This is a genomic window from Lachnoclostridium phytofermentans, assembly GCF_000733755.1.
Taxonomy (GTDB): domain Bacteria; phylum Bacillota; class Clostridia; order Lachnospirales; family Lachnospiraceae; genus Lachnoclostridium; species Lachnoclostridium phytofermentans_A.
The window spans coordinates 20,751-47,287 of record NZ_JPOF01000008.1; the positions used below are offsets into that span (position 1 = coordinate 20,751).

The window sequence follows — 26,537 nt, forward strand, 5'->3', positions numbered from 1 at the left end:
ATAAAAGTGTTTCAAAAATAAACACTAAGAAAGCAGGGGAATTAATTGATTAAGCTTTTGATTATTTCAGATGACGTTACAGGAGCGTTAGATACCGGAGTACAATTTGTGAATTATGGTATCATGCCTACTGTTTTAGTACATAGGCAGGTGGATTTTACAAAATATAAAGATAATTTCATCGAAGTGCTAGTAGTAGATGCAGAGACGAGGCACGTAAGTGAAGAGGAAGCATACAAAATTGTATATCAAATAGTAAAAGCGGCGGTAAAAGTAGGAGTTCAATACTTATATAAAAAAACAGATTCTGGTTTGAGAGGTAATATTTGTAGCGAATTAAGCGCTCTACTCCATGCAAGTGGAAAAGATTTTCTTGCATTTTTACCTGCTCTCCCGAAAATGAACCGCGTGACAGTGGGTGGCTCACATTATATTGATGGTGTACCGCTAAAAGAGAGTGTCTTTGGAAAAGATCCTTTTGAACCAGTAAAGTATTCATACATACCAGATTTGTTTCAAAACACAGATGACGATGTTTGTGTTTATCATAAATCAGAAAGTTATTACACAAAAGTAAAGAAGAAGACAATAGGAATCTTTGATGCAGATACAGAGGAAGATTTACAACGTATCGCTAGACATTTAAAGAAAGAAAATATGCTATCCGTTATGGCAGGGTGCGCAGGGTTTGCAGCAGCATTGGCAGAAGTTATTGGATTTCAACGGAAGCGAAAAAACATGCCGGTTTTGGACAAGCCTTTATTAGTTATCTGTGGTAGTGTAAACCCAATTTCGAAAGCTCAGGTAGAATTTGCACAATTACATGGGTTTCACCGAATTACTCTTTCTGTAGATCAGCAGTTAAGACAAGACTTTCTATGCACAGAAGAGGGGAAGCGGTGGGTAGAAAAATTAAAGCAACAATGTTTGAATGGAGAACATTGTATCATTGATACAGAAACCGTTAATCTAAATGAATCTTTCACTGAGGAACTATCAGATAGAAGAGAGCTAGGGCTTAACATAGCAACTTCATTAGGAAAAATAGTTGGCAAGCTGCTGGAACTAGAAGTTGACAATACGCTGATGATAATAGGAGGAGATACGCTGTTAAGTTTTATAGAGTATACAAATTGCAATGATATCAATATAGTTTGCGAATTAAATGAAGGAATGGTGCTCTCCACTATACAGATTGGTAATAAGAAGCTTTGGCTTATTTCAAAGTCAGGTGGTTTTGGCAGTGTAGAACTTTTAACCACGTTACTTCAAGAAATTAAGATGGGAGAAATGATTCGAAGTAGTTAATTTTACCTTCCAGGGAGAAATGATTCGCAACAGATAATTTTATCTTCCATAAGGAGGAACAAAATCATAAATTTGATGTATAATTTTTGACATAACAGGAGGAAAAGAATGAATTCAAATTATGAACTAAGAATGCCTGGTGTAGTCTATCATGGTGAGAATGCATTAGAATCTTTGGTAAGTATAGTCCAGGGGAAATACAATCGGGCAGTTATATTTACGGATAAAGGCATTGAAAAGGCAGGTATCTTAGAAGAACCAATCCGTTATTTGACACAGGGCGGTGTAAGTTTAGAGATATTAAATGAATTGCCATCCGAACCAACTTGCGATCAAGCGCAGAAAATCATAGATAGATTTATTACTATGAAAGCGGATATTATTATTGCTATCGGTGGTGGCAGTGTAATGGATATTGCAAAACTGGCTTCTGTTACTGGAAATGGGGCACTAAAAGTAAGAGATCTTCTAAAAAGTCCGCATTTGTGTAAAAAGACAATAAAAACTATCATGATACCAACGACAGCAGGAACAGGTTCAGAGGCAACTCCAAATTGTATTGTAGCCATACCAGAAAAAGAATTGAAGGTAGGAATTGTTCATACCGATATGATTGCAGATTTTGTTCTATTGGATGGTCGTATGATACGAAATCTACCAAAAAAAATTGCAGCATCCACTGGAGTTGATGCTCTCGCACACGCAATTGAATGTTATACTTCGAATAAAGCAAATTCATTTAGTGACCTATTTGCTTTAGAGGCTCTTAAACTAATATTTTCTAATATTGAAAAGGCATGTGAGGACGTTAATGCAATAAAAGAAAAAGGTAACATGTTATTGGCATCTTTTTATGCCGGAGTAGCAATATCTGCTTCTGGTACCACAGCGGTACATGCTCTTTCGTATCCGTTGGGAGGAAAGTATCATATTCCTCATGGAATTGCGAATGCAATTATGCTGTTACCAGTATTAAAATATAATAAGCCTTATTGCCTAGAGGAGTTTGCGACAGTGTATGATTTTGTTCATTCACCGGAAGTTCAGCTATTATCAAAGGATGAAAAAGCAGAGAAGCTATTAAAACGGTTGGAGGAAATCCTTCATAAATTATCAATTGAAACCTCACTTCGTTCTTATGGTATTAAAGAAAGTGATTTAGATACCTTAGTACAAGCAGGAATGGAGGTAGAAAGGTTGTTGATGAATAATAAAAGAGAAGTTACAAGGGAAGCTGCAAGAGAGTTGTATTTACAAGTAATTTAGGAGGAATGTAGTTATGTTCGAGATAAAAGGAATCATCCCACCAATAGTAACACCAATGAATACGGACGAAAGTATTAACTTAAATGAACTCAGAAATCAGGTAAATCGTTTGATAAATGCTGGGGTTCATGGAATCTTTGCAATAGGAACCAATGGTGAGGGGTATGCATTAAATGAGGATGAGAAGGAAAAGGTGCTAGAAACGGTTGTAGAAGAAACCGCAAAAAGAGTGCCTGTGTATGCCGGAGTTGGATGCATTACAACAAGGGATACCATCCGTTTAGCACGCAAAGCGGAAAAGATGGGATGTGATGTACTTTCAGTTATTACTCCATCCTTTGCACAGGCTTCCCAGGAAGAATTATATGAACATTACAAAGCTATCGCAGAAGCGGTTCAGCTTCCGATCGTGTTGTATAACATTCCCGCTAGAACTGGAAATGCATTGGCGACATCAACGGTTGAACGTCTTGCTGCTATCCATAATATCGTTGGAGTAAAAGACAGCAGTGGGAATTTTGATCAGATGTTACAGTATATAGAGGCAACAAAGGATATGAATTTTACAGTACTATCTGGAAACGATTCTCTAATTCTTTGGAATTTACTTGCTGGTGGTAGTGGAGGAATTGCAGGCTGTGCGAATGTTTATCCAGAGAATATGGTTAATATCTATGAAGCTTTTAGGAAAGGCGATTTAGAACAGGCTAGAGCGGCACAGGATAGAATTCGTAGTTTCCGTAATTGTTTTCGATTTGGAAATCCAAACACAATTGTAAAAACAGCAGTTGCTATGTTAGGCTATCCAGTAGGAAATTGCAGGAGTCCTTTTTATCATATTTCAGAAGAAGGAATAGAAGCAATAAAATGTGTTTTAACTGCAAATGAAAAACTTGGAATGAAATAATATAGGAGATAACAAATGAGTGACAATAGACCAATTATAGGGATTACATTGGGAGATCCAGCTGGGATTGGCCCAGAAATTTCAGTAAAAGCACTATGTAGTCAACTGATTTATAAACGATGTAAGCCAATTATAATCGGAGATGCATCTGTTTTGAAAAATGTCTTGAGTTTTCTTAATAAATCAGAGCTAAAGATACATGCAATCAAAAGTGTCAAACAAGCAACATTTACTTATGGAACAATTGATGTTTTAGATATGGGGCTAATAAAGGCTGAGGAATTAAAGCTTGGTGAAGTTTCAAAGGAAGCAGGTGAAGCTGCATTCCAATATGTGAAAAAGACAATTGAACTGGCCATGAGGAATGAAATCGATGCAACCGTTACAAATCCTATCAATAAAGCAGCTATAAATCTAGCTGGTCACCATTTTTCTGGTCATACCGAAATTTATGCAAACTATACGAATACAAAAAAATATACGATGATGTTGGTTCATGAAAATTTAAGAGTAGTACATGTTTCTACCCACGTTTCTTTAAGAGAGGCGTGTGATCTGGTAAAAAAAGACCGAATATTAGAAGTGATTCAAATTGCTCATGATGCATGTATCAATCTAGGAATAGAGGAACCAAGAATTGCTGTAGCTGGTTTAAATCCACATTCTGGCGAAAGTGGTCTCTTTGGGAATGAAGAAGTAGAAGAAATTTCACCTGCCATTGATGCAGCTGTAAAAGCGGGTATTTTTGCAGAAGGACCGATACCGCCCGATACTGTATTTTCTAAAGCAAGAGGTGGAATGTATGATATTGTAGTTGCTATGTATCATGATCAAGGGCACATTCCTTTAAAAGTTGTTGGCTTTGTATATGATTCTAAAAAACAACAGTGGGATGCGGTTGCAGGTGTGAATATAACGTTAGGATTACCAATAATTCGAACTTCTGTAGACCATGGAACAGCATTTGATCAGGCTGGTCGTGGAACAGCCAATGAATTGAGTTTACAAAATGCAATCGATTATGCTATCTGTTTTGCTAATAACAGAGAACAAAAACGATCTAAGGAAAGGAGAAAAGGATATGGCGAGAGAGTATATAGAACTTAATAGGATGGAGGTAGATGGTTACTTATACCATAACAATAGACTTGATACAGTAGAATCCTTACTACCTAATCCATATCAGACTTGTCATGCTGCAGATCTTTTAGAATTGCCAAATAAGGATTTACTGTGCTGCTGGTTTGCTGGTTCAAAAGGAGAAGGATATGCAGATGTCAGTATCTACCTGTCAAGGTTACCTGCCGGAGAAAGTCAATGGACACAGCCAATACTTATATCGGATGATGCAGCTAGAGCAGAACAAAATCCTTCTCTATTCTTGCACCCCAATGGAGAACTATGGGTTATGTATACTGCAATGCTTTCAAAAACGAAGGAGTTACCTGCACATTGTAATTTGCAATATACCTCAGAGATTCGATGCAGAAAGTCAGTAGACAATGGATATACATGGGGAAATACAGTAACAATGTTTTCGGATGCAGGATCTTTTTGCAGACAGAAAATTCAGATTCTATCGAATGGACGTCTGGTGTTTGGGACCTGGATTTGTTTTGATGATGATACTAAGAATGGAAGCGATATCACGGTTATCCAGATTTCGGATGATCAAGGTAAGACCTGGAAAAGTGTAGAAGTACCTGAAAGTAGAAGCTTAGTGCATTGCAATATTATTGAGAGAGAAAACGGGGAGTTACTTGCCTTATTTCGAAGCCGTGGTGCAGATTTTATTTATAAGTCCACCTCCAATGATTATGGCGAGCATTGGACGATACCAGTGAAGACGGAACTTCCCAATAATAATGCAAGTATCTCTGCAATTGCTTTACAAAGTGGAGCAGTAGCAATAGTCTATAATGCTTGCAGTTTTAGTGAAAATCGTGATGTAACAAAATGGCCAAGACAGAGGTCCCCAATTACGGTTGCAATTTCTGATAACAATGGTGAGTCTTGGGACTATCGCAGAATAATAGAAAGTGCAGAAGGATTTTGTGGACGATTAAATAGTGTGAATAATCAAAGGTATGAATATCCAGTGATGATGCAAAGTGGGGATGGAAAAATTCACGTAGCTTATACGTGGGGGAATCGTAAATGCATGAAGTACATACGCATTGATGAAGCTTGGATCAGAGGAGAGAAGGCTTTAGATGAAGGCATGAAATATCAATTTTAAAATAGTTATTTTTTTAAGCAGCCTCCAATTTATTTAGAAGATTTATTGATGACTGAATTGCCATGAAATAAAAACATTCGAGAGAAAAATATGAGAAGGGAATGTGAGTAGCGTGAGGACTAAATTGAAAAAAGATCCAAATCAGATGAATCTTGTACAAAAAAAGAGCAAATTTCAATTGATAGGGAAGCAATTATATCATTATCGATGGATGTATTTGTTTTTGCTACCAGCAGTAATTTGGTATATTTTGTTTGCCTATCTCCCTATTTACGGAATTAGTATTGCATTCAAAGATTATAACATTGTAGAAGGTGTATGGGGCAGCGCATGGGTTGGTCTTGATAATTTCCGTAAGATATTTAGTGATGCTAATTTTGCTAGAGCCTTTAAAAATACAATCTTTATCAGTGCTCTAAAATTAATATTTGTAACACCAAGTGGTTTAATACTGGCGTTGTTACTTTCGGAAGTAAAGAATAAGTTGTTTAAGGGCGCAGTTCAAAGTTTTTCTATGTTAACTCATTTCTTTTCCTGGGTTATCATTGCATCAATCATGACAGTAATGCTTTCACCGAATACAGGTGTTGTAAATCAAATTATTGTTATGCTCGGAGGAGAACCAATCTACTTTTTAGCAGAAGAAAAATGGTTTATCGTTTGGGTTGTTTTATCCGACATTTGGGAATCTGCTGGTTGGAATGCTTTGATTTTTATTGCTGCAATATCAGGTATTTCTCCAGAATTATATGAAGCTGCATCAATTGATGGGGCGGGAAGATGGTCGAAACTATTTCGTATTACCATACCGTGCTTGTCTGGAACTATTTGTACCGTATTAATATTAAAACTAGGTGGATTGTTAAGTGGTAACTTTAATCAGATTTTTAACTTATATAATTCAGCAGTTATGGATGTCGCAGATATATTAGATACCTATGTGTATCGACTTGGTATTAATAGTATGCAGTATAGTTACTCATCCGCAGTGAATCTATTTCAGAATGTGATTGGCTTGTTACTGGTATTTACAGTGAATAAAATAGTGAAGCGTGCCGGTCAGGAGGGGGTAGTGTAATGCAGAGAAAATCAAAGAAGAAAAAGAAAAAATACACATTTGCAGATTATGTGATAGGCTTTTTACTACTATGCTTTGCAATTTCCATTATTTATCCAGTTTGGTATTTGTTCATGCTGTCATTGTCCACTTATGGGGGAATATCTTCGAGTGACAATCCATTTATGTTAACGCCGGCAGGCTTTACGCTAACTGCCTACAAAAATATATTTTCATCACCATATATTCAATCTGGTTACTTAATCACAATATTTCGAACAGTAGTAGGAACCAGTGCATCTATCTTTTTTATGGCGCTGGCTGCGTACGCTTTATCAAAGTCTAACTTGCCAGGACGTAAAGGTTTTACGATGTTTTTTATGGTTAATATGTTTATTCAGGGTGGATTGATTCCTACCTACCTTATGATTAAAGAATTGGGGTTACTTGATAATATTTGGCTTTTAGTTTTACTACCATTGTTTAATACGTATTATATGATTATATTAAGGAGTTTCTTTTCGACGATACCAAAAAGCTTAGAAGAGGCGGCTAGGATAGATGGTGCAAGTGAGGTTCAGATTTTTGGAAAAGTAATCGTACCTCTAAGCATTCCTTCTTTAATCGCCGTAGGAACCTGGGTATTCTTTACTCACTGGAACTCGTGGTTTGATTCTCAATTATATTTTACTACCATGAAAAAGCAAGTTGTATTAGTACAGATTCGTCGTCTTGTTATTGAGCAGAGCAACTTATTGCTAACAGGGATGACAACCGGTAAAGCAAATCTTCCAACAGAAAACTCAATTCAAGCAGCAGGTATTATGGTAACGGTGCTTCCAGTATTGATTATTTATCCATTTGTTAAGAGATTCTTTGTGGAAGGGATGACACTTGGTGCGGTAAAAGAATAATTTGATTAACATTACTTTGTAGTATTCGAAAATTAAAGTTTCAGGATGGATTCAAAGTACTTGTACTTTAATCAGTATATATTAATGCATAGGAGGTAGTTTATGAAAAAAACAAATGAAAGAAAATGGGTTGCATTGTTACTATGTAGTGTATTGCTTGTATTGACTTTCTCAGCATGCTCCAAGAAGAATGGTACGGATAATTCTTCCGATGGGACAACTCCATCCGTGGAAGAACCCATGACGATAGTGTGGTATAATCAGTATCCACCTTATGAAGATGATTCCTGGGGAGAAAAGGCTTTTGAAGAATTATTTGGAGTGGATGTAGAAATTGTACGTGCTGAAAATGCAGATGAATTAAGTACCTTACTGGCAGGAGGACAGATTCCGGATGTCATGTTTTTAAGTACAATTGAAGAAGTTGGAACTTATCAAAATCTTGGCATCTTGGCTAGTCTTACAGAAGATGAAATTAAAGAGAATATGCCATCCTATTATGAAATGTGTAAAGAACAAGATGAAAACTTCTTCACCTATTCCATGATTGATGGAAAAAATTATGGAATAACAAAAATAAAAGCAGCAAGTGGTATTGCTCAGGCAGCAGTAATTAGAGCTGATTGGTTGAAAGCTTGTGGATTTGATAAAGTACCATCCACATTAGAAGAACTGGAAGAAGTATTCACAGCATTTACCTATAATGATCCAGATGGAAATGGAATCAATGATACTTATGCACTTACCTCAGGATCAGACAAAGAGAATGGAAAGAGATACTTTTCCTCCATTTTTGGGGCCTATGGCATCAATCCTTTTTGCTGGACGGTACAAGACAATGAGGCAGTGTTTGGTTTTGTAACAGAGGAATGTAAAGACGCTTTAAAACTTTTAAACAGTTGGTATGAAAAGGGCTTAATCGATCCAGAATTTGTAACAGATGAGAGCCGTACTTCAGGAACAGACATTGCATATAAATTTGCGAATGGTATCACTGGTTTTGTAGATGGTTTTGCCTATGATGATTATCAGTGGGATAATGATGCACATGTAAATGCAAAATGGGTAGCTTCGAATGAAAGCTGGCAGAATTTCTTTGCTTCCAATGAGGGAAATGAGGAAGCACTTTATGGTAAGAAGAATGTTACAGATTTTAGTAGCGATATGATTGACCCATATTACATTCTGATTGATCAGATTGTAGGACCTGCGGGTGAGAATTCAGGATATTATGCAGGCAGCAATATTTCCGGTTATGTATGTTTTGGTCTTCAGTTAGAAGAAGATCGTGAAAAAATGTACAAGATTATGAACATCTTAGAGCAGCAATCAACCAATTCGGATATCGTTGTCAACCATTATGGACCAGAAGGCTATATATGGGAATGGAATGAGGATAAAACACGAAGACAGTGGATTGATAATTATAGTGAAAAAGAAAACTATAATGCACAGGGACAGGCAATCGGTAATGGACAATGCTTATGGGCAATGTATAACGCAAATGCAGACTTCCTTTCAATTATCGGTGGAGCGAGAATGGATCAACGTTATGAAATCGACCTTCCAACTTTCTCTAAGTTAAATACGGTTACGGATGCGGTAAAGGTATCCTTAAAAGCAGCAACTGAGAATCCGGATTTAATCTATGCTTATCCACTTGAATATATTGTAAAAGCAATTCGTGGTGATGTTGATATTGATTCGACTTGGGATGCTACCATTGAGAAGTGGTACAAGAATGGTGGTACACAATTAACCAAAGAAGCGAATGAATGGTACAGTGGGACACAAAATAAGTAAAGGATTGCTATGATTCATAAGGGGCTGCTATCACAGCCCCTTATCGTACTATTATTATCAAAATAAGTGATTATTATCTGTCTTGAATAGGAGATGCAATCGATATGAAGCGTGAACATATAGATCAATATTTACAACATAAAAATCGTACCCTAAGAACCCTTCCCGGAAAACTTTTATTAGGAGCTACGGGAGCCAGGTTATTTGCTGACTACCTTGACCCGGTGCCTGGATTTTCTGGAAGGATTGATTTTATTCACAAGATGAACTTGCCTGGCATCTTTACAACGGAATGTGAAGGAATATCGAATGTATTGGAACCTCTTGAGGCAGTCTGGTATCCCAGTCATTTGTTTATAAAATATGAGAGTTCAAGGATAGAGTTTGAAGAACAAAAATTTATTACTTGGAAGGATTATGCAGTGTCTTGTCAGAGATGGACGAATAAGACATCCTTCGAGAAAAAAATTAAGTTTTCGATCTCAGAGGCTTGGAGCTGGGAAAGAGAAGATGGCTGCATCAATATTTACAGAGACTGTGAGAACCATAAGTTAAAGTTAATCGGTACCGTATGCTCTGACAATGGGATTCATAGGGATGGTTATGTAAATTTACCTGCAAATTCCAGCATAGAGTTCACGATAATAGCTGCAATCGGAGAAAGTGAAACTGATTGTTTCAAAGACAAAAACCTGGAAGTAAAGAACTATATTAGGGATAATCGGGATGAAAATTCCTATGTAGAAAAGCAAAAGTCCGAATATGATTCATGGTTTTCCGAGGTACCAGTATTTTCTTCTGACGATGCCCTATTGAATAAAACATGGTGGTATCGTTGGTTCTTGTTGCGGCATAATTATGCGGAACCTTCTTGTGGAAATTTTAAGCACGGAACTTTTTATGAGGGACGTTCTCATAAAACATCAAAAGAATTATATCAGTCAAAAGGTCATGAATTTACGCAATTAATCCCATTGTCGACTCCGTTACATATTACGGATTGTAAATGGAGAAATCATAAAAAAGAATGCGAAGAAGCCATTCTTTCTTTGCTAGATTGTGCAGATAAAGATGGGATATTTTGTACAATGATGTTGGATCGTTTTGGAGTTGCTTATGGTAATTATTCAGAATGGGCGATCTATCAATATTATTTAATTCATCAGGACATTGATTTTATGAAAAAAATTCTCCCTGGTTTTAAGAAAAATGTACGCAGCGTGTGGGAGAAGTCTAAAAATAACATGGATAACCTTCCGATTTGCTATAATCATCGAAGAACAGGAAAGGAATATCAACCTTCTTATTGGTATTTTAATGACTATCCGGATAATGCCAAAGAGGAAGGAAGTTATACTTATTTAAAACGGGTTGATTTAGCAATCTATCTGTATTTAAATGCACTCGGAACTGCAAAGTTATGTGACGAAATAAAAGATTCGGATGCGGCGGAGTTTTATCAGCTTGAAGAGAACATAAAAAGAGAAGTGTTAAGTAAAATGTGGGATAAAGAAAGTAATTTCTTTTATGACCTTCATTATGAAACGGAAGAAATGGCACTTGTAAAAAATGTAGTAGGGATTTATCCGATGTGGGCAGAAATAACGAATGATTCGCATCTAAAACTTTTGGATTATTATTTCTCAGAGGATAGTTTTGCTGTAGGATCTGCTTTTGCATCTGTCTCGAAAGACTGTCCCGTATTTATGCCGCAGGGAAGTTGGAAAGGTGACTTTTTTAAAGGCAGAAATGGATGTATGTGGGATGGACCATCCTGGCCGTATACAACGTGCATCGCATTAGATGCGATTGCAAAACAGAGTAAATTGCAAGATCATAAATATGATAAGGAGTTTGCAAAATATCTTAAGGAATACTCCTTGGAACACTATCGGAATCACAACTTGGAAGAACCATATCTTGTAGAGCACTATGACAGTGTGACAGGGGAGATGCTTAGTGATGAAGTCGACTATTTGCATTCTTACTATATTGATTTAATTATCAGACATGTGGCAGGAATCGAACCAACAGAGAATGGGATAAAGATAGATCCTATCGATATCGGATTGCAATTCTTTTCTCTTAGTCAGGTTCAGTTAAACGGACATGAGTTATGCGTTGAATATCAGAAATCGGAATATTACAAAGTTACGTTGGATAAAAAAGTAGTTTTTTGTGCTGCGGAATTAGCTAAGGGTGAAATTAATTATTCGGAAATGTAAAAAGTGTATAAGGAGGGAGGGTATATGGATTTTATATCTGAATGGGTTCGCCCATCAAACCAATATAGAATGAAACCTTTTTGGTTCTGGAATGGTGAGCTGACTTGCGAGGAAATCGAGGATCAATTACGGCAAATGAAGGAACAAGGTTTAGCGGGTGCTTTTATTTGTCCGCGGCAAGGTCAGAAAATACCATACTTAGGTCAGAGGTGGTTTGAAAGAATCTGCTATGCTTGTAATAAAGCAGAAGAATATGAGTTAGAGTTATGGCTTTATGATGAATATCCTTATCCAAGTGGTATGAGCGGTGGAGAGGTTCTTTTGGAGAAGCCAGATGCTGTGCATACGCAGATAAAATATCAATGTTTTATGATTGCAGGAGAAAAGGAACAGGAAATTACGTTAGGCTGGTCAAAAGTTCTATATGCTGCAGCAGTCAGATTAGATGAAAAGAATCAACCAATGAGAGGTCATACAATAAATCTTCTTGATTCAATTGGTATTAGACAAGAACAAGAGATTTATCAGCGAACAGGGTTAACAGCGTATGGAAATAAGCGTTTTTTTTCTTATGGGCCCCAAAAGATTATAAATTTCTGTCTTCCAGAAGGGACGTGGCGGTTAGAGATTTACCTACAGGAAACCTTAGATGACTATAAATATTATGGTAATTTTTTTGATCCATGTGATAAGCAGGCAGTGAAAACTTTCCTTCGTACCACACATGAGCGTTATTTTCAATTCTTAGGGAAAGAATTAGGTACAAGAATCAAGGGGATTTTTTCTGATGAAGTAAGCTTTTTAGGAGAAATTCCATGGTCAAGACACTTAGTTGATTATATAAGGAATCATTATAATTACAATATTTTAGAAGTTCTTCCGGCACTTCATGATAAAAGCTATCCAAATGCTGCAAAAATCAGATATCAGTTATATCAATCGGCTCATGAATTATTACAAGAATCTTACCACAAGCAGGTTTCAGATTGGTGTGGGGAACATGGATGGATGTTTGTAACAGAGCTTCCATCCATAAGAAGAAGTACACAGATCTATAGTGATGTACCAGGGGGGGATGCCTGCCATGAAAAATTAGGGATTTCCTTAGAAGAAGTATATAATCGCTATTTAAAAAATTATCGAAGTTGTGTACCTGGAATTGCTTCCTTAGCCAGACAGAAAAACCGAACCTATGCTATGGTAGAGAGTTTTCATAGCATAGGTTGGTCTATGACCATACAGGATGCGAAGTGGATGATTGATTGGATGGCAGCTATGGGAATCAATTTTTTCACTGCACATGCGTTTTATTATACCATTGATAGTATCACAAAACACGATGCTCCTCCCTCACAATTTATTCAGAATCCATATTGGCCATATTATCATATTTTAGCTGATTATTCAGCTAGGTTAAGTGCCTTTGTTAGTAATACGGAAGCAGTCTGCAATGTGGCATTGCTTGATCCTGTAACTTCGTTATGGACGCATCTTGGAAATCCAAGAAAAGGGTTTACTTACGCCGGAACTGATAAAGAGGAGCAAAAAGAACTAAAAAGTCTCTTGGATGACTGGATGTACTTAGCAAAAACCATGCTTTTTGCTCATGTTGGTTTTGATTTTTTAGATTCTGAAATTTTGAAGGAAGCTCAAATTGAAGATGGTCAAATTTTAATAGGACGGGCAAAGTACTCAGTATTAATTTTACCACCACTCACATCGATTGAAAGCTTTGCGACTGCAAAGATACAGCAGTTTATAGCACAAGGGGGTAACGTAATAGCGACAGGTATGCTACCTTATGAGGTAATCGATGAGGATTTAGAAGTAGAAAGTACCTATTGCAAAATATTTGGAGCAAAGAATTCAAATCGAACGGAATATTGGCAGGGATTTTCTTCGGGAAGATGGAACGTAATAAAAAATGGCAAGGTATCGTTTCTCGCAACTGACGGTTCCCTCAGTCAAGAAGCATTTTATAATCAATTTCTGGATTTGTTAAGACAATCATCTGTAAATGAAGCAGAATTTTGTGTGTTAGAAGGGGATGACAAAGAACTCTATACTTCCGTAAGAGTAGATTATAAGAAAAACCGTTATATCATGATAGGAAATCATGGACGAAAAAAATGTATGGTTGAGATTCAGTTAAAAGTACCATTTTCGACGGTTTTTCAAATGGATGCTGAAACAGGGAACATAATAAGGTTATATGAAGGAAAAGAACAGAAGATATTCCGTATTACTCTAAAAGCGTATGAATCTAAGATTCTCACATTTGATTTAAGAGAAGGTAGTGTGAAAAATCAAGATTTTTCACACTTGAATTCGTGCTGTCGCTCAAATTCGCAGGTTAGCGACAGAATGGCGGGTAGAATAGTAGAATCACCTGAAATCCTTACGACTGTTTTACTTAAAACCTCAAATCCGATGAGGATATCGATAGTTGGAAAAAATGTATATCGTTTGGAGCAGTTTTTGGTATCAATAGATCAGGTGAATTGGAGATGCTGTGAACCAAAAACGTTTATCGAGTTATGTGATGAATTTAAATGGTTATCTGGAAATACACTCTCATTTACCGGTAGATTTGGTACACCAAAGCGTTTGCAAGTAAAATATCCATTCCAATTGTACTACAAAACAGATTTTTGGGTCGATGATATAAGTAGTAAGCTATATTTAATGAAGGATGAAAGAACCATTGGTTCAGAGTATGAGATTCATATCAATGGCAAGTTAATTGAGAATACGAAGTTTTATCCAACCTTTATAAATGATCGGTGTAATTGCATTTGTGATATTACACATTTCATCCAGAGAGGGAAAAATATGATGGAAGTCCAAGTTACGATAGCAAAAGATTGGGACGGAATACGCGATCCAATGTATATCTTAGGTGAATTTGGAGTTTCACAAGGAAGGATTTGCGCTATGCCAGAAAAAGCTTCCTACCGAGATACTTATATAGAAGGATTTCCTTGGTATAGTGGAACATTTTCCTTTTATACTAATTTTAAATTAGATCAGCTTTTCAATCACGGGAATATAAAATTGATACCAGATTTTGCGAAGGAGGCAGTTGATTGTATTGAATTGCTGGTAAATGGTACTTCTCTTGGAGTCAAAGCCTTTGCTCCTTACGAGTGGCTTTGCCCTTTTGCTTTGTTACGGCATGAGAATGAGGTAGAGATAAGAGTAACGAATACATTATTACCAATGCTAGAAGGTAGTTATTTTGATTATAAGAGGCATAAAACAGTGAAGGTAGAGCCATAGTGGCAGGTATCAGCCAATTAAGGTTTACTAAAATGCTGACGCCAGATTTATACTGGAAGATTTTTATGCTAAGCTTACACAGTCTTCCAAAAGAAAATATCATTTATAGTAAAACAAAAAAACTCTCAGTTACGATGAATAGCTGGTTCTGATTGCAGGTATTCGTCGTAACTGAGAGTTTTAATTCATAAGGTTCACTATCTATTAAAATAGTAGCTGCAAATTAGATAACACTTTTTCTTATGTTTAATTGTGTTGTCATTTCTATTTTAACTTTAGGGGAGGTTGGCTCATTCATCAGTTGTATTAGGCGTGAAACTGCTGTTTTTCCCATATACTGTTTTTCAAAGCAATGAAAAACATATAGAGGTGGAAGGATTCTATGATGGGAATGGAGTTTATAGGATTCGTTTTATGCCAGGACGCTTATCAGAACCCCGTTATTTATGATGAAGTTGGATATGAAGGGAATCCCAGCCAGCGCTGGGGAAGATTATCTGCAGAAGAATTAGTAGATAAGTTCTGGCAAGCAATAACATCGGGAACTTACATGACCCATGGAGAAACCTTTACACATCCAGAGGATATTATTTGGTGGGCAAAGGGTGGTACGCTACGAGGAAAAAGTCCAAAAAGAATTGCATTTTTGAGAAAAATAGTCGAAGAGAGTGGACAGAGTGAGCTTGAGCCAGTAGATAGATGGTGGGTAATTAACGGAGTTGGTAAAAACGGAGAACTATAATCCAACAGTATCTCTGCCAGGTAAAGAATTTATAGCGTTACGCATTATGAGAGTTGATGAGTAGAGAATTTTGTTATTCTAACGTATCTTGTTTTTATGGGAATAATTTATATAGGATTGTGGCTCGAAGAAAATTAGAAGTGTATATAAAAAGCATCTTGCAGTGGACAAGTCCATACAAGATGCTTTTTATAGCTTCTTTAACAAGGATACTTAAAGATTGAGGTAATACAATTCATATTTTATCCTTGTCACCATAAAGCCGGCGAAATTATGCAGGGGGACATTAAAATAATGTATATAGGAAGGCATAACCACTTGTTTTCTCAATATAAATATACTAATACATATTATATTGAGGTATTACCATGCAATTTGAGATTGATAAAGAAAAACTGGGGAAATGGTGCAAAACCGGAATTGTAGTACTATCCATCATGTTAGTTATAGTAGCAGGAATTTATTTTGTCCCAAAGATGATAGCGAGGGCAGCAGGAGAGAAACGAGAGTTACCGATTTATTGTGTAAAAACAGAGAAAAAGCAAGTGGCTCTATCTTTTGATGCAGCTTGGGGGAATGAAGATACTGCTAAAATATTAGAAATATTAAAGAAACAAAATGTTAAGGTTACCTTCTTTATGACTGGTGGATGGGTTGAAAAATATCCAGACGATGTAAAAGCAATCGCGGCAGCAGGTCATGATTTGGGCAACCATAGTGAAAACCATAAGCAGATGTCTAAGCTTACGAAAGAGCAGTCGGTAAAGGAAATCATGACACCACATGATAAGGTAAAAGCACTTACTGGAAAAGATATGAAACTCTTTCGACCACCTTATGGTGATTATAATAATACTTTGATTGAAGCGACAAAAGAATGTGGTTATTATTGTATTCAGTGGGATGTGGATTCCCTTGATTGGAAAGATTACGGTAAAGATAATATTGTAAAACAGGTTGTGGATAACAAACACTTAGGAAACGGCTCTATCATACTTTGCCATAATGGTGCTAAATTTACAGCAGATGCGTTGGAAGAATTAATTGTTGGGTTAAAAGATAAAGGGTATGAGATTGTGCCGATTTCTGAGTTGATCTATACAGAGAATTATGAGATGGATCATGAAGGGAGACAAATAAAGAAATAAGTGAATTGCATTAATTATACAAGATAAGGTAGGGCAGATGCTCTGGCTCTTACTCTATGACTAGAGGTATCTTATCAGCTGAATAGGTAGTAAGTGATATTTTTTCTCTAGTCTGCTTTAAATTAGATTTATAGTTCTAGGGATACTATTTATTACTATTAATTATTATTTATTATTTATTTTTTACTTTTTCATTTTACTTTTGCATATTGACGAATGGGGTAAAAATGATAAAACAAGAAAATAAAGTAAATTAATGTGAATATCACAGTTGAATTGAGAAAAGGGACACTTAAACAATCATACATTCCTTTTAAACATAGAAACTATTAAAAGTTCATTTTTAAAATGTTAAGCAAGGAAGCAAAAGTTTTTCTAAGAGCAGGGTTAGGATAGTAATTATTAGTTTAGCAACGACAAAGTTATGAATTAGCAGGTTACATAAAATCATCCTTCAATCGAAAATAGCTTATGAATAAAGGTGCGAAGTCGTATTTTATCAGTTTAGTCATCTAGTGATTTGATGATTATGAAGGAGGACAGGTACAGAAATAAGAAAAATTGCATTAATCACAGAATGAGAGGTAGGGAAAAATCTCTACCTCTTATTCTGTGGTATATCCTGATTGCCGTTAGATGGTTTGAAGAGAAATCATTTTAGTGATTTTGTACAAAATTGTAAAATCTATAAATCCATAAAAAGAGATAATAGTCTTAAAAGTTCATATATATCTACACTAATAAGAAATAAAAATAGCATAAATAGAAGTAAAAAATTGATAAATGTGAAAAATTGCTTCGGAAAAAATGGATATTATAATAATTTTCCCTTTTATGTTTTATTGTCTATTTTGCCAACTTACAATTATATACAAAATGTAATATTATGGATATAGGCATCGAATTAAAAGATTTCTATAAGTTAAGGAGAAAAAGATGGGAATATTAGAAGGGCAAGTATTAATATTAGAGAATTTAATGTCATTTCGAGGTATAATTAATCAAGTAGATATAGAAAAGATAAAGTATTAACATAGAAGGAGCAAAAAGAGCGGGGTATCCTGTTACAGCTTTTAAAGTACTTACTTATGGACTGTAGGAAACTTATTAACAAAGTGGTGGAGGACGCATACCATTTTAATTATTATATGTGCCGTCAGCGGTAGATTGGAGATTGTTTAAGATGTATAATAAAATTTCAATATTTACTTTATTAAGTCTTATTTCGGTAGTGTTTTTTTATCCATTAATAAAAGCTAATACTATATTTAATCTTAATATTGTTTTGATAGTGTTATTAGAAATCTTTTTGAATATTGCATTATGTGTTCTTATTTTTTTACTGATGCAAGAAAATAAGTTCAGAATAAAAAGCCAAACACAAAGTATATATGCATATTCATGGAGTCGGTTATTTAGTATAATTGCCATTGGTTTATTTTTTGTATTTTACCTTGTCAAAAATATTTTACTTATATTTGGAAATATAACACTACTTCTTTTAGTATTACCGTTAACAATTTTATATGCATTTATATTAATGAATATTAGCGCTAATAAGATAACTCATAATGACGATGAAATAAAGACGATCAATTTTACTCTTAATAAAAATGATATAGAAGAAATCTCATTAGTTGAGAAAAATCATGGCAGATATAGCATGCTTATTTCAACTAGCAAAAACAAGTATAGTATTATTGTATCAAAACATATGCTAGAAGAGTTAATTAACATTTTACCAAAGAGCATATTATATAAAAATAATAATAACTAAGGGCGCTACGTATGACTGTGTACAAATCATAATTTTCTCATCTAAGGGTGTATTATTTACTTAATAAATAATGCCATTTATAACTAAAAATCTATTTGCAAATAAGTCTATAGTTCTGTTTGGTGAACTTATTGGTGTTAGTTATATATGTTTATCGCTAACACATATATTTAATCATAATAGTATTTTACTGGTTATAATTTGTATGCTTGAATCTTTTCTATTTGGAGTAGGTATTAGTGTAATAAATACTATTTTAAGAGTACAGTTTATGAGTTGTGTGGATAAAAATTATTTATCAAGGGCAGGAGCATTATTTAACGCTGGAGGAAGCGGAATAACGCCTATCATGTCTTGGATAATAGGTATAACTGTTACATTCATTTGCGTTTCAAAAATATATTTAATTTGCGGGATAATATGTATTTTATTTTTTATTTTAACAAAGACATTTAAAATGGAATTTGAGTAACACATTTAATAAATTACTTTTCAAGCATATGTATTTATATGGTAAATTGTTAAGTCATAGAAAGGATTAAAATGATTATAAGATATATGAAAAAGGAAGATTATTATGAAATTTATGAGTTATGGAATTCATCAAAAGAAATAAGAATTAATATTCAGGATGATACATATGAAAAAATATCTAAATTCATTGATTATAATTCCAATTTATGTATTGTTGCTATTGAAAATTCTGAAATAATAGGATCAGTGTTGGCTGGATATGATGGAAGAAGGGGGCATATATACCATACCATTGTCAGAAGTGATTACAGAAGTAAAGGCATTGGGAATAAGTTAATTGATAAGGTATTAGAAGAATTTAAATCTAAAGAGGTTAATGAAATAGATTTATTGTCGATTATTAATAATCATGAGGGAAATACTTTCTGGGAACATAAAGGATTTTTATTAAATGAAAATCTAAATTATCGGAGAAAAAATATTTGATAAAGGTTTCAAACTTTTAGTCATAGAAATCATTTCTTCTTAACACATAACCAAAAGCACCTGTCCATTTTAGAATAGAGTCTTTTCTAAATATAAAAGAAGGTCCAAACTTACATAAAACTGTAGGTTAGGGCCTTCTTTTTGTCAAATAATGATGAATCAAAATCTCAACATACATCCCTTAAGCTTAGTTCAGAATCTCTCCTAGGGTTTCCTATGTTGTTAAAGATAATTATATTTTAGTTACGTTAATTGCCTGTTCGCCTCTGTTCCCTTTTTCTGCGTTAAACCATTTTACTATTCCTGTATTAATGTTGAATCTCATATTTTCTTAACTGTTATTATTTATTTTTGATTATAAATGGTATCTACAGTGAAGGCATTTTTAAACACTGGCTGCATTTCTTCAATCCATTGATTCGTTTCCCGATCATAAAATTTAGTATCAGAATTAACTGCAAATGGTATATTGGCATTTGAGAGAGCTTGTGTCATAAACTTGGCAAAAACTACTTGCTCCTCAACGGTGTAATCATTGGCATCGTTATAGTTTCCTGCCATCCATGCGCCAACCCAGGTAGGTATGCCTGTGTCTTTTTGCCACTGCAACGCTAAGTCTATTTTCTCAGTAATTTTGTCTTGTTCTTCTTTTGTTCCGGTGGTCCAGAGCTTACGCTCATTTGTTTTGGAGGGGCCAGATGCGTAGAAATGCCATTCAGCCATCATGTAGTTATTATGTTCTGTTGGAACTTTTAGCTCGGAAAGATAAGAAGCATCGGAGCGAAGTCTTGGCGACATAATAAGGATTCTGGTAGGGTTTGTTTTTCTGATATCAGTAACTAATTGCTCATAAATTTCATTTAATATTTCAGGCTCTTTGTTGAGTGCGTCAGAAACTTCAATCAATAAATCAAAGGATAAGAGAGGGGATTTGTTTTTATATCTTTTGGCTATTGTTCTCCACCATTTAACCACCTTATCAATATTCTTTTGTGTAGGAGCATTTTTTAATTCATCTGCTTGGTAGGCAATGACGGGTATTAATCCGTTTTTTAAGCAATCATCAATTTGCTTATCTAAATACTGGAACAACTCGTCGTTCGCTTCATCTTTTATTCTAATACGAACATGTGAGATTCCATTAGACTTGAAATCTATAACAGCTTGCTCGTTATAAGCTTCTCTTCCTTTCGATGTTTTGGACCAATCCACATCCATCCCCTTTTTAAGTTTTTTTTGGTAGTCAATAGGTGTTATTGGAGTTTCTTCAGTGGAGTCAGCTATTTCATCATTTTCTTTATTAGAAGTTACATCAACAGAAGTTACATCAATTTTTTCTTTAGTTGGTGATTCTATGATAGTTGATTTTGGCTGTTCTGTTGGCAATTTTTCTTCAGGCAATTGTTTTATAATCGGATTCTGCAGCTCTATCCATGAAGTTGTATTTTCTTCGGTAACAGGGGAGTTTGTCACTTGTTGATCAATTTGTATAGGTCTTTTAGCTTCGTAGGTATTGCTCCCATCTTCTAAGGTGTTTTTTTGGCATCCTGCTAGCATAGATAAAGCCATACTAAATAATAGGAGATAACTCTTTGCGTTCTTCATGATTAACTTCCTTTTCAACATTGTATTAACATAAAAGTATACTGCAAATATGTAAATTTTTCAATACGCTTTGGGGAATACTGAAAGTATGTTTTTTGTAATTCTTTATATTATTGAATGTTATGTAAGTTTTGCTGTAAATTTTTTGCGATAATTTGAGGGCGTCAAATTCATACGTTTTCTGAACGTTGATGAAAAATGACTATGATTTGAAAATCCACATTGAAAACAGATATCAGTAATACTTAACTGGGATTTTACTAAAAGTTCACATGCTTTTTGAATTCTTAAGTCAATAAGGTAATCATAAGGGGAACGTTGCATATTTTTTTTAAATAAGCGTGTATAATAATAAACACTCATATTAGCAATTTTTGAGACATGAGAGATTGTAAAATCATTGGTATAGTAATAATTTTTAAGAAAATCTATTGATTTTTCAAAGCTAGATTTTCTCTCTTCAATAGAATTCGATCTATTAGAATAACCCAAGACTTCCTGATATTTTCTTATAATGCTGACGGTAATTAAATTGCTTAAGGCATCTAATGCAATGCGGTAACCAATTGTTTTATTAGTTGCTTCTTTTATATATTTTGAGATTAACTCTTTTAATTCAGGGTATAAAGGAATCATTTTATTTTTAAATTGGATACTATTTTTGGGATCTATTTTATGTGCTATAGTTTCAAAATACGAATGTTCAATCATAATACAGGAAAAAAAGATGTTAGTCATTGAATTGCTTGGTCCATGTATTTGATTACAATCAATAGGAAAAATCATCTGACTGTCTACATAATAAGTTATGCCATCTACAGAAACAAAAGGCATTGCGGTATAGGGTATTAAAAATTCATAACTATCATGGTGATGAGAGTTTGTTTCAAATTGGAATGCTTGTTTTACGACATAGATTGAAAAGTGCTCTTCTCCAAGTATCTCAAGATAAGAATCTAATTTATCCATCGGATATGGGTAAGGACCTTCGCCCATTAACTTAACTTGATTTTTTCTATACATTTTGTCAGCCCTTTCAAATAAATCATCCCTCAATATATATTCTTAACTATTCCTATATTAGCATATCTCGTGACAGCTTACAAGAAATGTAAGATCAATACTAGAAAAGGGGCAATATATGAATAAAAACGAGCAAAAAAGAAATAGAAACTTTTTGCAATAGAGAATAAAGTGGTAAAGAAAGGATGGTTTTACTTATCCATAGATTTTGATAAAGCTCCAATAAAATATCAGTTTACCTACGAATGGGATGGAATTACAAAAAAGAAATGTTATGATATGTTTCAAATTATTGAAAACAAGATGAAGAGTTATAAGCTTGAACAAGATGCACTAAAACGCATGACGAAAATACCAACAACATATGTGAATTGGAGGGATATTCGTTGGAACATTAACAAGCAATATCGTCGCAAATAAATTTAAAGGAGAAGATTTATGATGAAAAAACAAACGTTTCTAATTACTGTAATTGCGATTGCTGTGACATTATTTGGTTTACCAATGGAACATTCAGTATATGCTAATGATTCAACAGGTTTAGTTGCTTATTACAAGTTTGACGGCGATTTGTGTGATTATTCAGGTAACGACTTTAATGCAATAGCAGCAGCAAAAGAAATAAATTATGTAAAAGGGATACATGGAAAAGCAGCCGTTTTTGATGGTCAAAGCTATCTTTCTGTAAACGATAGTGATTTATTTGACTTTACAAATAGTTTTACATTTTCTGTTTGGGTATATAACGAAGATACAGGAAATGACTCAAATGGAGCATATTTATGTAAAACCTCGACAGATGAGGATGAGGTCGCATATTATCCTCACCCTTATACCTTTCGTTCAGAATTTAATTCAAGATTAATTTGCAATTTGAATTTTGAAAATGAAAATAATTATAATGATGCAGTATATATCGATGCAAAAGAATGGACATTATTAACTGCAACGTACGATGGTAAAGAATTACGTATCTATCGCAATAACCAACTGATACAAAAAAAGAATATGAGTGGTAAGTTAATCGGATCAAGTGGTGAGCTTTACATCGGATATGATTATGAAAATTCAAAAACCTTTTTTACAGGTATGATGGATGAATTAAGACTTTATAACAGATCTTTAAGTTATCAGGAAGTGAATGAATTATATGATTTAGCAGTTAAATCCAATAATGAAGCAGTGAATCCATCAAAAAAACTAATTGCTCATTATGAATTTGAAGGAAATATGAAAGATTCTTCAGGAAACAATCATGATGGGATTGGGGTTATGAATGGTGGTAAAGCTACTTATACATCATCTAAGAATAGCAAAGGAATAACCATCAGCAAAGGAAATTATATGGAGATTCCTTATAGTGATGATTTTAATGTGGAAGAGGAAATGACAGTCTCCTTCTGGGCTTGCCCTACAAAACCTGAGACTATGCCAGTATTATATCGTGAAAATCATGCTATGTTAGAAAATGAAACTATGCCTTCTTTTGTGATTAGCCTTTCTGCACAAAATGGTGACGATAGTCTTGAGTTATATAATACTAGTTTTGAATGGTATAGTTATACAGAGAAAAATAGTGAACCAAAATATCAGACAATAGCAGATTTAAATTTTTATAATTTTTATGATAAATATGTAAAGGCAACATGGTTACATTATACGTATATTATAAAAGAGAATAGAGTTACTATTTATGTCAATGGTGTAAAAACGGTAACTGTAGATGGATATAAGGAACTCGGTACTGAAATATGCAATGCTTCAGGCAAATTGTTAATTGGATACGATGGCATGAATTATTTTGAAGGTAGTTTAGATGAACTAAGATTTTATAACTATGCATTAAATGAATCAGAAGTAGTCAATGATTACAAAAAAGTAGATAGTATTACTCTATCAAAACAAGATTATTCAAAATTGCTTCAGCTAAAGCGAGGTACTTCTTTGAATATTACTAAAATTTATCTCAAGGATGCGGATACCTTAAAGACGGGAACCTTAGAAGTAAAGAGTGGTAAAGTGACCTTTTCGAGTTCTAATAAGAAGGTTGTTACAATATCAAGTAAAGGTGTAATAAAAGCTATTGGTAAAGGGAAAGCAAAGATCACAATAAAATATGGTTTGTTGGAGATTAGCTATAGTGTTAAAGTAAATTAGTGATTAAGTAAAACAAGGACGAAACTTGCATTAAATAGTAGGTTTCGTCCTTGTTATGTAAGATATTGGTAAGCACAAAGGGCGATTAATTTAATCTTATACATAAACGGCATTTTATCTTTTGAGTTGTTTAAAATCACATAGACATCTGAAAAGTGAAACGCCCATCCTTTGCATGAAAACCATATACACCATGATATTTTTCAACTACATAAATCATGCTTTTTACGCCGATTCCATGCCCTTCTTTTGACGATACTGGTAGTCCTTGCACAAAGGTAGGTAAGACCGCATAACTATTGTGGATATTAAGGCATAGCTTATTACTTTTTTCGTACATATGCAGTTTAATATAACGACAATTGCTGTCTGTTAGTTGTTCACAGCCATGAATTGCATTCTCTATGGCATTTGCTAAAAGGCTACACAAGTCGGTAATTTGAAATCTTATAAAATTTGTAGCTGATACAAGAACCTCGATAGTAATTTCTTTTTCCAATGCCTTATTCACATAGGAAGATAAGATGAGATTAAGTGGTTCATTCTGAGAATATTGCACCACTTTAGTGTTGTTGATATCCTCACAAGTTTGTTCTATGTACGAAGCGGCCTCCTGTAATTTGTTTTCAGAAATACAAGCATTTAAGTAGTTTAGATGGTGTCTTAAATCATGGCGGCAGATAGCAAGCTGTGTTTGCGATGTTTTTAATTGTGCAATTTCTTTATCAAAATTCTTTGTCATAATTGTTAAAACGGCATACTCAACTTCAATTTCCTTTTTTTCATAAAGTGTTTTTAGATAAATAATCGAAAATATAAAATAAACAGTCACGATGGAAGCATCCATAAATTCAACTGTAGCGGCACCACCGTTATAGAGTAAGTCGGTATAAACCGTTATGAAATATTCTATTCCATAGTAGATTAGAGGCACGATAATAAACAGTCGCAATATTTTGTTGCTTTCAAACTTAAGTCGAGCCACATAGGGGGATATATATCTTACAATCACGATTAAAAGCGGTATAGTTATCAAGATTTGAACAAGATAAGAAATACGCATATCATAACTCCAAAAGCTGGAGACTAATGTTCCTATCCATTTTCTTGGGGTGCAAAATAAGTATGCAGAGAGTACTGCAATCCCAGCAATATAACTACTTTTTTTGAAATAACACTTTAGCAGGAAGAACAAAGGTATGTGGGTTAGAAGAGGATAAGATTTAAATAGAAATTCGCTTCCTAAGGAATAAAATGCTATGAGTTGAGTCAGACCAAAGGCACAAAATGTTCCTAGATATTGTCTGATGTTTTGTTGAAAAGAAATCCCTCCAAAGGATAGGGATAATGTAATACCAAATAGAAGAACACATCCAAAATTAATTATTACGAAAGTATCCATCTATTCTTCCTCCATCTGAAACGCCAAAAAGCATTCTTTTATTTTCTTTACTTTCCCTTGGGCAATTGGGACACTAGTAAGATTCTGCAACATGATTTCTGTATTTTTAATGGTATCTATGTAACTCATATTAATAAGAAAGGAGCGATGTGGCTTTATAAAGTTGCTTTCTTTCAGAAGATTATCACAAACGGTGGAAAACTGCTCAATACATTCCACTACGCTACCAGATATGAGATGATAAAGAACCTTTTTACCCATTGCTTCTGCATATATCAAATTAGATAGTAATATTTTTTGTATTCCCTTCTTACTTTTTACAACGATTGCAGTTTCTTGAACTTTTACTATTTGATCTAGTACATCGTTTAGCGTATAGAACAACTTTTCCCTAGTAACAGGTTTTAACACATAGTTAAGCGCTCTAACTGAATAACTTTCTAAAGCAAATTCGGTAGAAGAAGTAAAGAAAATAATCTGTGCATTTTTATCAAATCTACGGATTTCCTTTGCTAAATCAATACCTGTAAAGCTAGGCATGATGATATCAAGGCAGTAGATATCGTATTTTTTTCCTTTTTCTAGAATAGGTATGAGCTCTAAACCGTTATGATAAACAGCGTATTCAAACTGGATTGGTTTAGATTCTTTATACTCACCAAGCAAGGTAACCATAGTAGAAAGTTCATCTATATTATCATCACATAAGGCAATATGTAACATAA

Annotated in this window: 22 protein-coding genes; 18 read left to right on the forward strand and 4 right to left on the reverse strand. The window is 34.3% G+C overall.

What is annotated here, in order from left to right; genetic code table 11:
• Positions 1-45 precede the first annotated feature (45 nt).
• The 16 genes from CC92_RS0118790 (at position 46) to CC92_RS0118865 (ending at position 19,625) form a co-directional block, all read left to right on the forward strand.
• Positions 46-1,308 carry a four-carbon acid sugar kinase family protein gene (locus tag CC92_RS0118790; protein ID WP_031420682.1) on the forward strand — a complete coding sequence of 421 codons (1,263 nt, stop codon included), beginning with the start codon at positions 46-48 and terminating at the stop codon, positions 1,306-1,308.
• A gap of 108 nt (positions 1,309-1,416) precedes the next feature.
• Entirely contained in the window at positions 1,417-2,574 is a 1,158-nt protein-coding gene (locus CC92_RS0118795) for an iron-containing alcohol dehydrogenase (RefSeq protein ID WP_029501973.1), read from the forward strand.
• A 13-nt stretch (positions 2,575-2,587) separates the two neighbouring features.
• Complete coding sequence (dapA, locus tag CC92_RS0118800) at positions 2,588-3,481, forward strand: 4-hydroxy-tetrahydrodipicolinate synthase (protein ID WP_029501972.1); 894 nt, start codon at positions 2,588-2,590, stop codon at positions 3,479-3,481.
• A 48-nt stretch (positions 3,482-3,529) separates the two neighbouring features.
• Positions 3,530-4,588: a 4-hydroxythreonine-4-phosphate dehydrogenase PdxA gene (gene pdxA / locus CC92_RS0118805; RefSeq protein WP_051650946.1), complete on the forward strand. Its 1,059-nt coding sequence runs from the start codon at positions 3,530-3,532 to the stop codon at positions 4,586-4,588.
• Positions 4,563-5,720 (forward strand): sialidase family protein, encoded by a 1,158-nt coding sequence (locus tag CC92_RS0118810; protein ID WP_029501970.1) that lies wholly within the window; start codon positions 4,563-4,565, stop codon positions 5,718-5,720. The genes pdxA and CC92_RS0118810 overlap by 26 nt, the downstream gene beginning before the upstream one ends.
• A 124-nt stretch (positions 5,721-5,844) precedes the next feature.
• Complete coding sequence (locus tag CC92_RS0118815) at positions 5,845-6,798, forward strand: ABC transporter permease (protein WP_242841322.1); 954 nt, start codon at positions 5,845-5,847, stop codon at positions 6,796-6,798.
• A complete protein-coding gene (locus tag CC92_RS0118820) occupies positions 6,798-7,691 on the forward strand; it encodes a carbohydrate ABC transporter permease (RefSeq protein ID WP_029501968.1) in 894 nt (297 codons plus the stop codon). The genes CC92_RS0118815 and CC92_RS0118820 overlap by 1 nt, the downstream gene beginning before the upstream one ends.
• A gap of 102 nt (positions 7,692-7,793) precedes the next feature.
• Positions 7,794-9,494 (forward strand): hypothetical protein, encoded by a 1,701-nt coding sequence (locus CC92_RS0118825; protein WP_029501967.1) that lies wholly within the window; start codon positions 7,794-7,796, stop codon positions 9,492-9,494.
• Between the two features lie 104 nt (positions 9,495-9,598).
• Positions 9,599-11,719: an MGH1-like glycoside hydrolase domain-containing protein gene (locus CC92_RS0118830; protein WP_051650622.1), complete on the forward strand. Its 2,121-nt coding sequence runs from the start codon at positions 9,599-9,601 to the stop codon at positions 11,717-11,719.
• A 24-nt stretch (positions 11,720-11,743) separates the two neighbouring features.
• A complete protein-coding gene (locus tag CC92_RS0118835) occupies positions 11,744-14,998 on the forward strand; it encodes a hypothetical protein (protein WP_029501965.1) in 3,255 nt (1,084 codons plus the stop codon).
• A gap of 312 nt (positions 14,999-15,310) precedes the next feature.
• Complete coding sequence (locus CC92_RS23675; RefSeq protein ID WP_420323179.1) at positions 15,311-15,448, forward strand: DUF5060 domain-containing protein; 138 nt, start codon at positions 15,311-15,313, stop codon at positions 15,446-15,448.
• Entirely contained in the window at positions 15,381-15,740 is a 360-nt protein-coding gene (locus CC92_RS22720; RefSeq protein WP_029501964.1) for a hypothetical protein, read from the forward strand. The genes CC92_RS23675 and CC92_RS22720 overlap by 68 nt, the downstream gene beginning before the upstream one ends.
• A gap of 368 nt (positions 15,741-16,108) precedes the next feature.
• A complete protein-coding gene (locus CC92_RS0118845) occupies positions 16,109-16,888 on the forward strand; it encodes a polysaccharide deacetylase family protein (protein ID WP_029501963.1) in 780 nt (259 codons plus the stop codon).
• A gap of 1,183 nt (positions 16,889-18,071) precedes the next feature.
• Positions 18,072-18,665, forward strand: a complete 594-nt coding sequence (locus CC92_RS0118855) for a hypothetical protein (protein WP_029501962.1) — start codon at positions 18,072-18,074, stop codon at positions 18,663-18,665.
• Positions 18,666-18,936: 271 nt separating this feature from the next.
• Positions 18,937-19,137: a hypothetical protein gene (locus tag CC92_RS22725; RefSeq protein WP_155998280.1), complete on the forward strand. Its 201-nt coding sequence runs from the start codon at positions 18,937-18,939 to the stop codon at positions 19,135-19,137.
• Positions 19,138-19,223: 86 nt separating this feature from the next.
• Complete coding sequence (locus tag CC92_RS0118865) at positions 19,224-19,625, forward strand: GNAT family N-acetyltransferase (protein WP_162175506.1); 402 nt, start codon at positions 19,224-19,226, stop codon at positions 19,623-19,625.
• 345 nt (positions 19,626-19,970) lie between these two features.
• Here the strand turns inward: CC92_RS0118865 and CC92_RS0118870 are convergent, their stop codons facing one another.
• Together CC92_RS0118870 and CC92_RS0118875 are read right to left on the reverse strand one after the other, a co-directional pair.
• Positions 19,971-21,230: a glycoside hydrolase family 5 protein gene (locus CC92_RS0118870; protein WP_051650621.1), complete on the reverse strand. Its 1,260-nt coding sequence runs from the start codon at positions 21,228-21,230 to the stop codon at positions 19,971-19,973.
• A 120-nt stretch (positions 21,231-21,350) separates the two neighbouring features.
• Entirely contained in the window at positions 21,351-22,253 is a 903-nt protein-coding gene (locus CC92_RS0118875) for a helix-turn-helix domain-containing protein (RefSeq protein WP_029501958.1), read from the reverse strand.
• Positions 22,254-22,424: 171 nt separating this feature from the next.
• Here CC92_RS0118875 and CC92_RS0118880 point away from each other — a divergent pair, with 171 nt between their 5' ends.
• Complete coding sequence (locus CC92_RS0118880; protein ID WP_029501957.1) at positions 22,425-22,673, forward strand: hypothetical protein; 249 nt, start codon at positions 22,425-22,427, stop codon at positions 22,671-22,673.
• A gap of 18 nt (positions 22,674-22,691) precedes the next feature.
• Positions 22,692-24,410: a LamG-like jellyroll fold domain-containing protein gene (locus CC92_RS0118885; RefSeq protein WP_029501956.1), complete on the forward strand. Its 1,719-nt coding sequence runs from the start codon at positions 22,692-22,694 to the stop codon at positions 24,408-24,410.
• Between the two features lie 136 nt (positions 24,411-24,546).
• Here CC92_RS0118885 and CC92_RS0118890 read toward each other — a convergent pair whose 3' ends face one another.
• Positions 24,547-25,812: a sensor histidine kinase gene (locus tag CC92_RS0118890; protein ID WP_029501955.1), complete on the reverse strand. Its 1,266-nt coding sequence runs from the start codon at positions 25,810-25,812 to the stop codon at positions 24,547-24,549.
• Positions 25,813-26,535, reverse strand: coding sequence for a LytR/AlgR family response regulator transcription factor (locus tag CC92_RS0118895; protein ID WP_029501954.1), 723 nt, complete (start codon positions 26,533-26,535; stop codon positions 25,813-25,815).
• Positions 26,536-26,537: the final 2 nt, after the last annotated feature.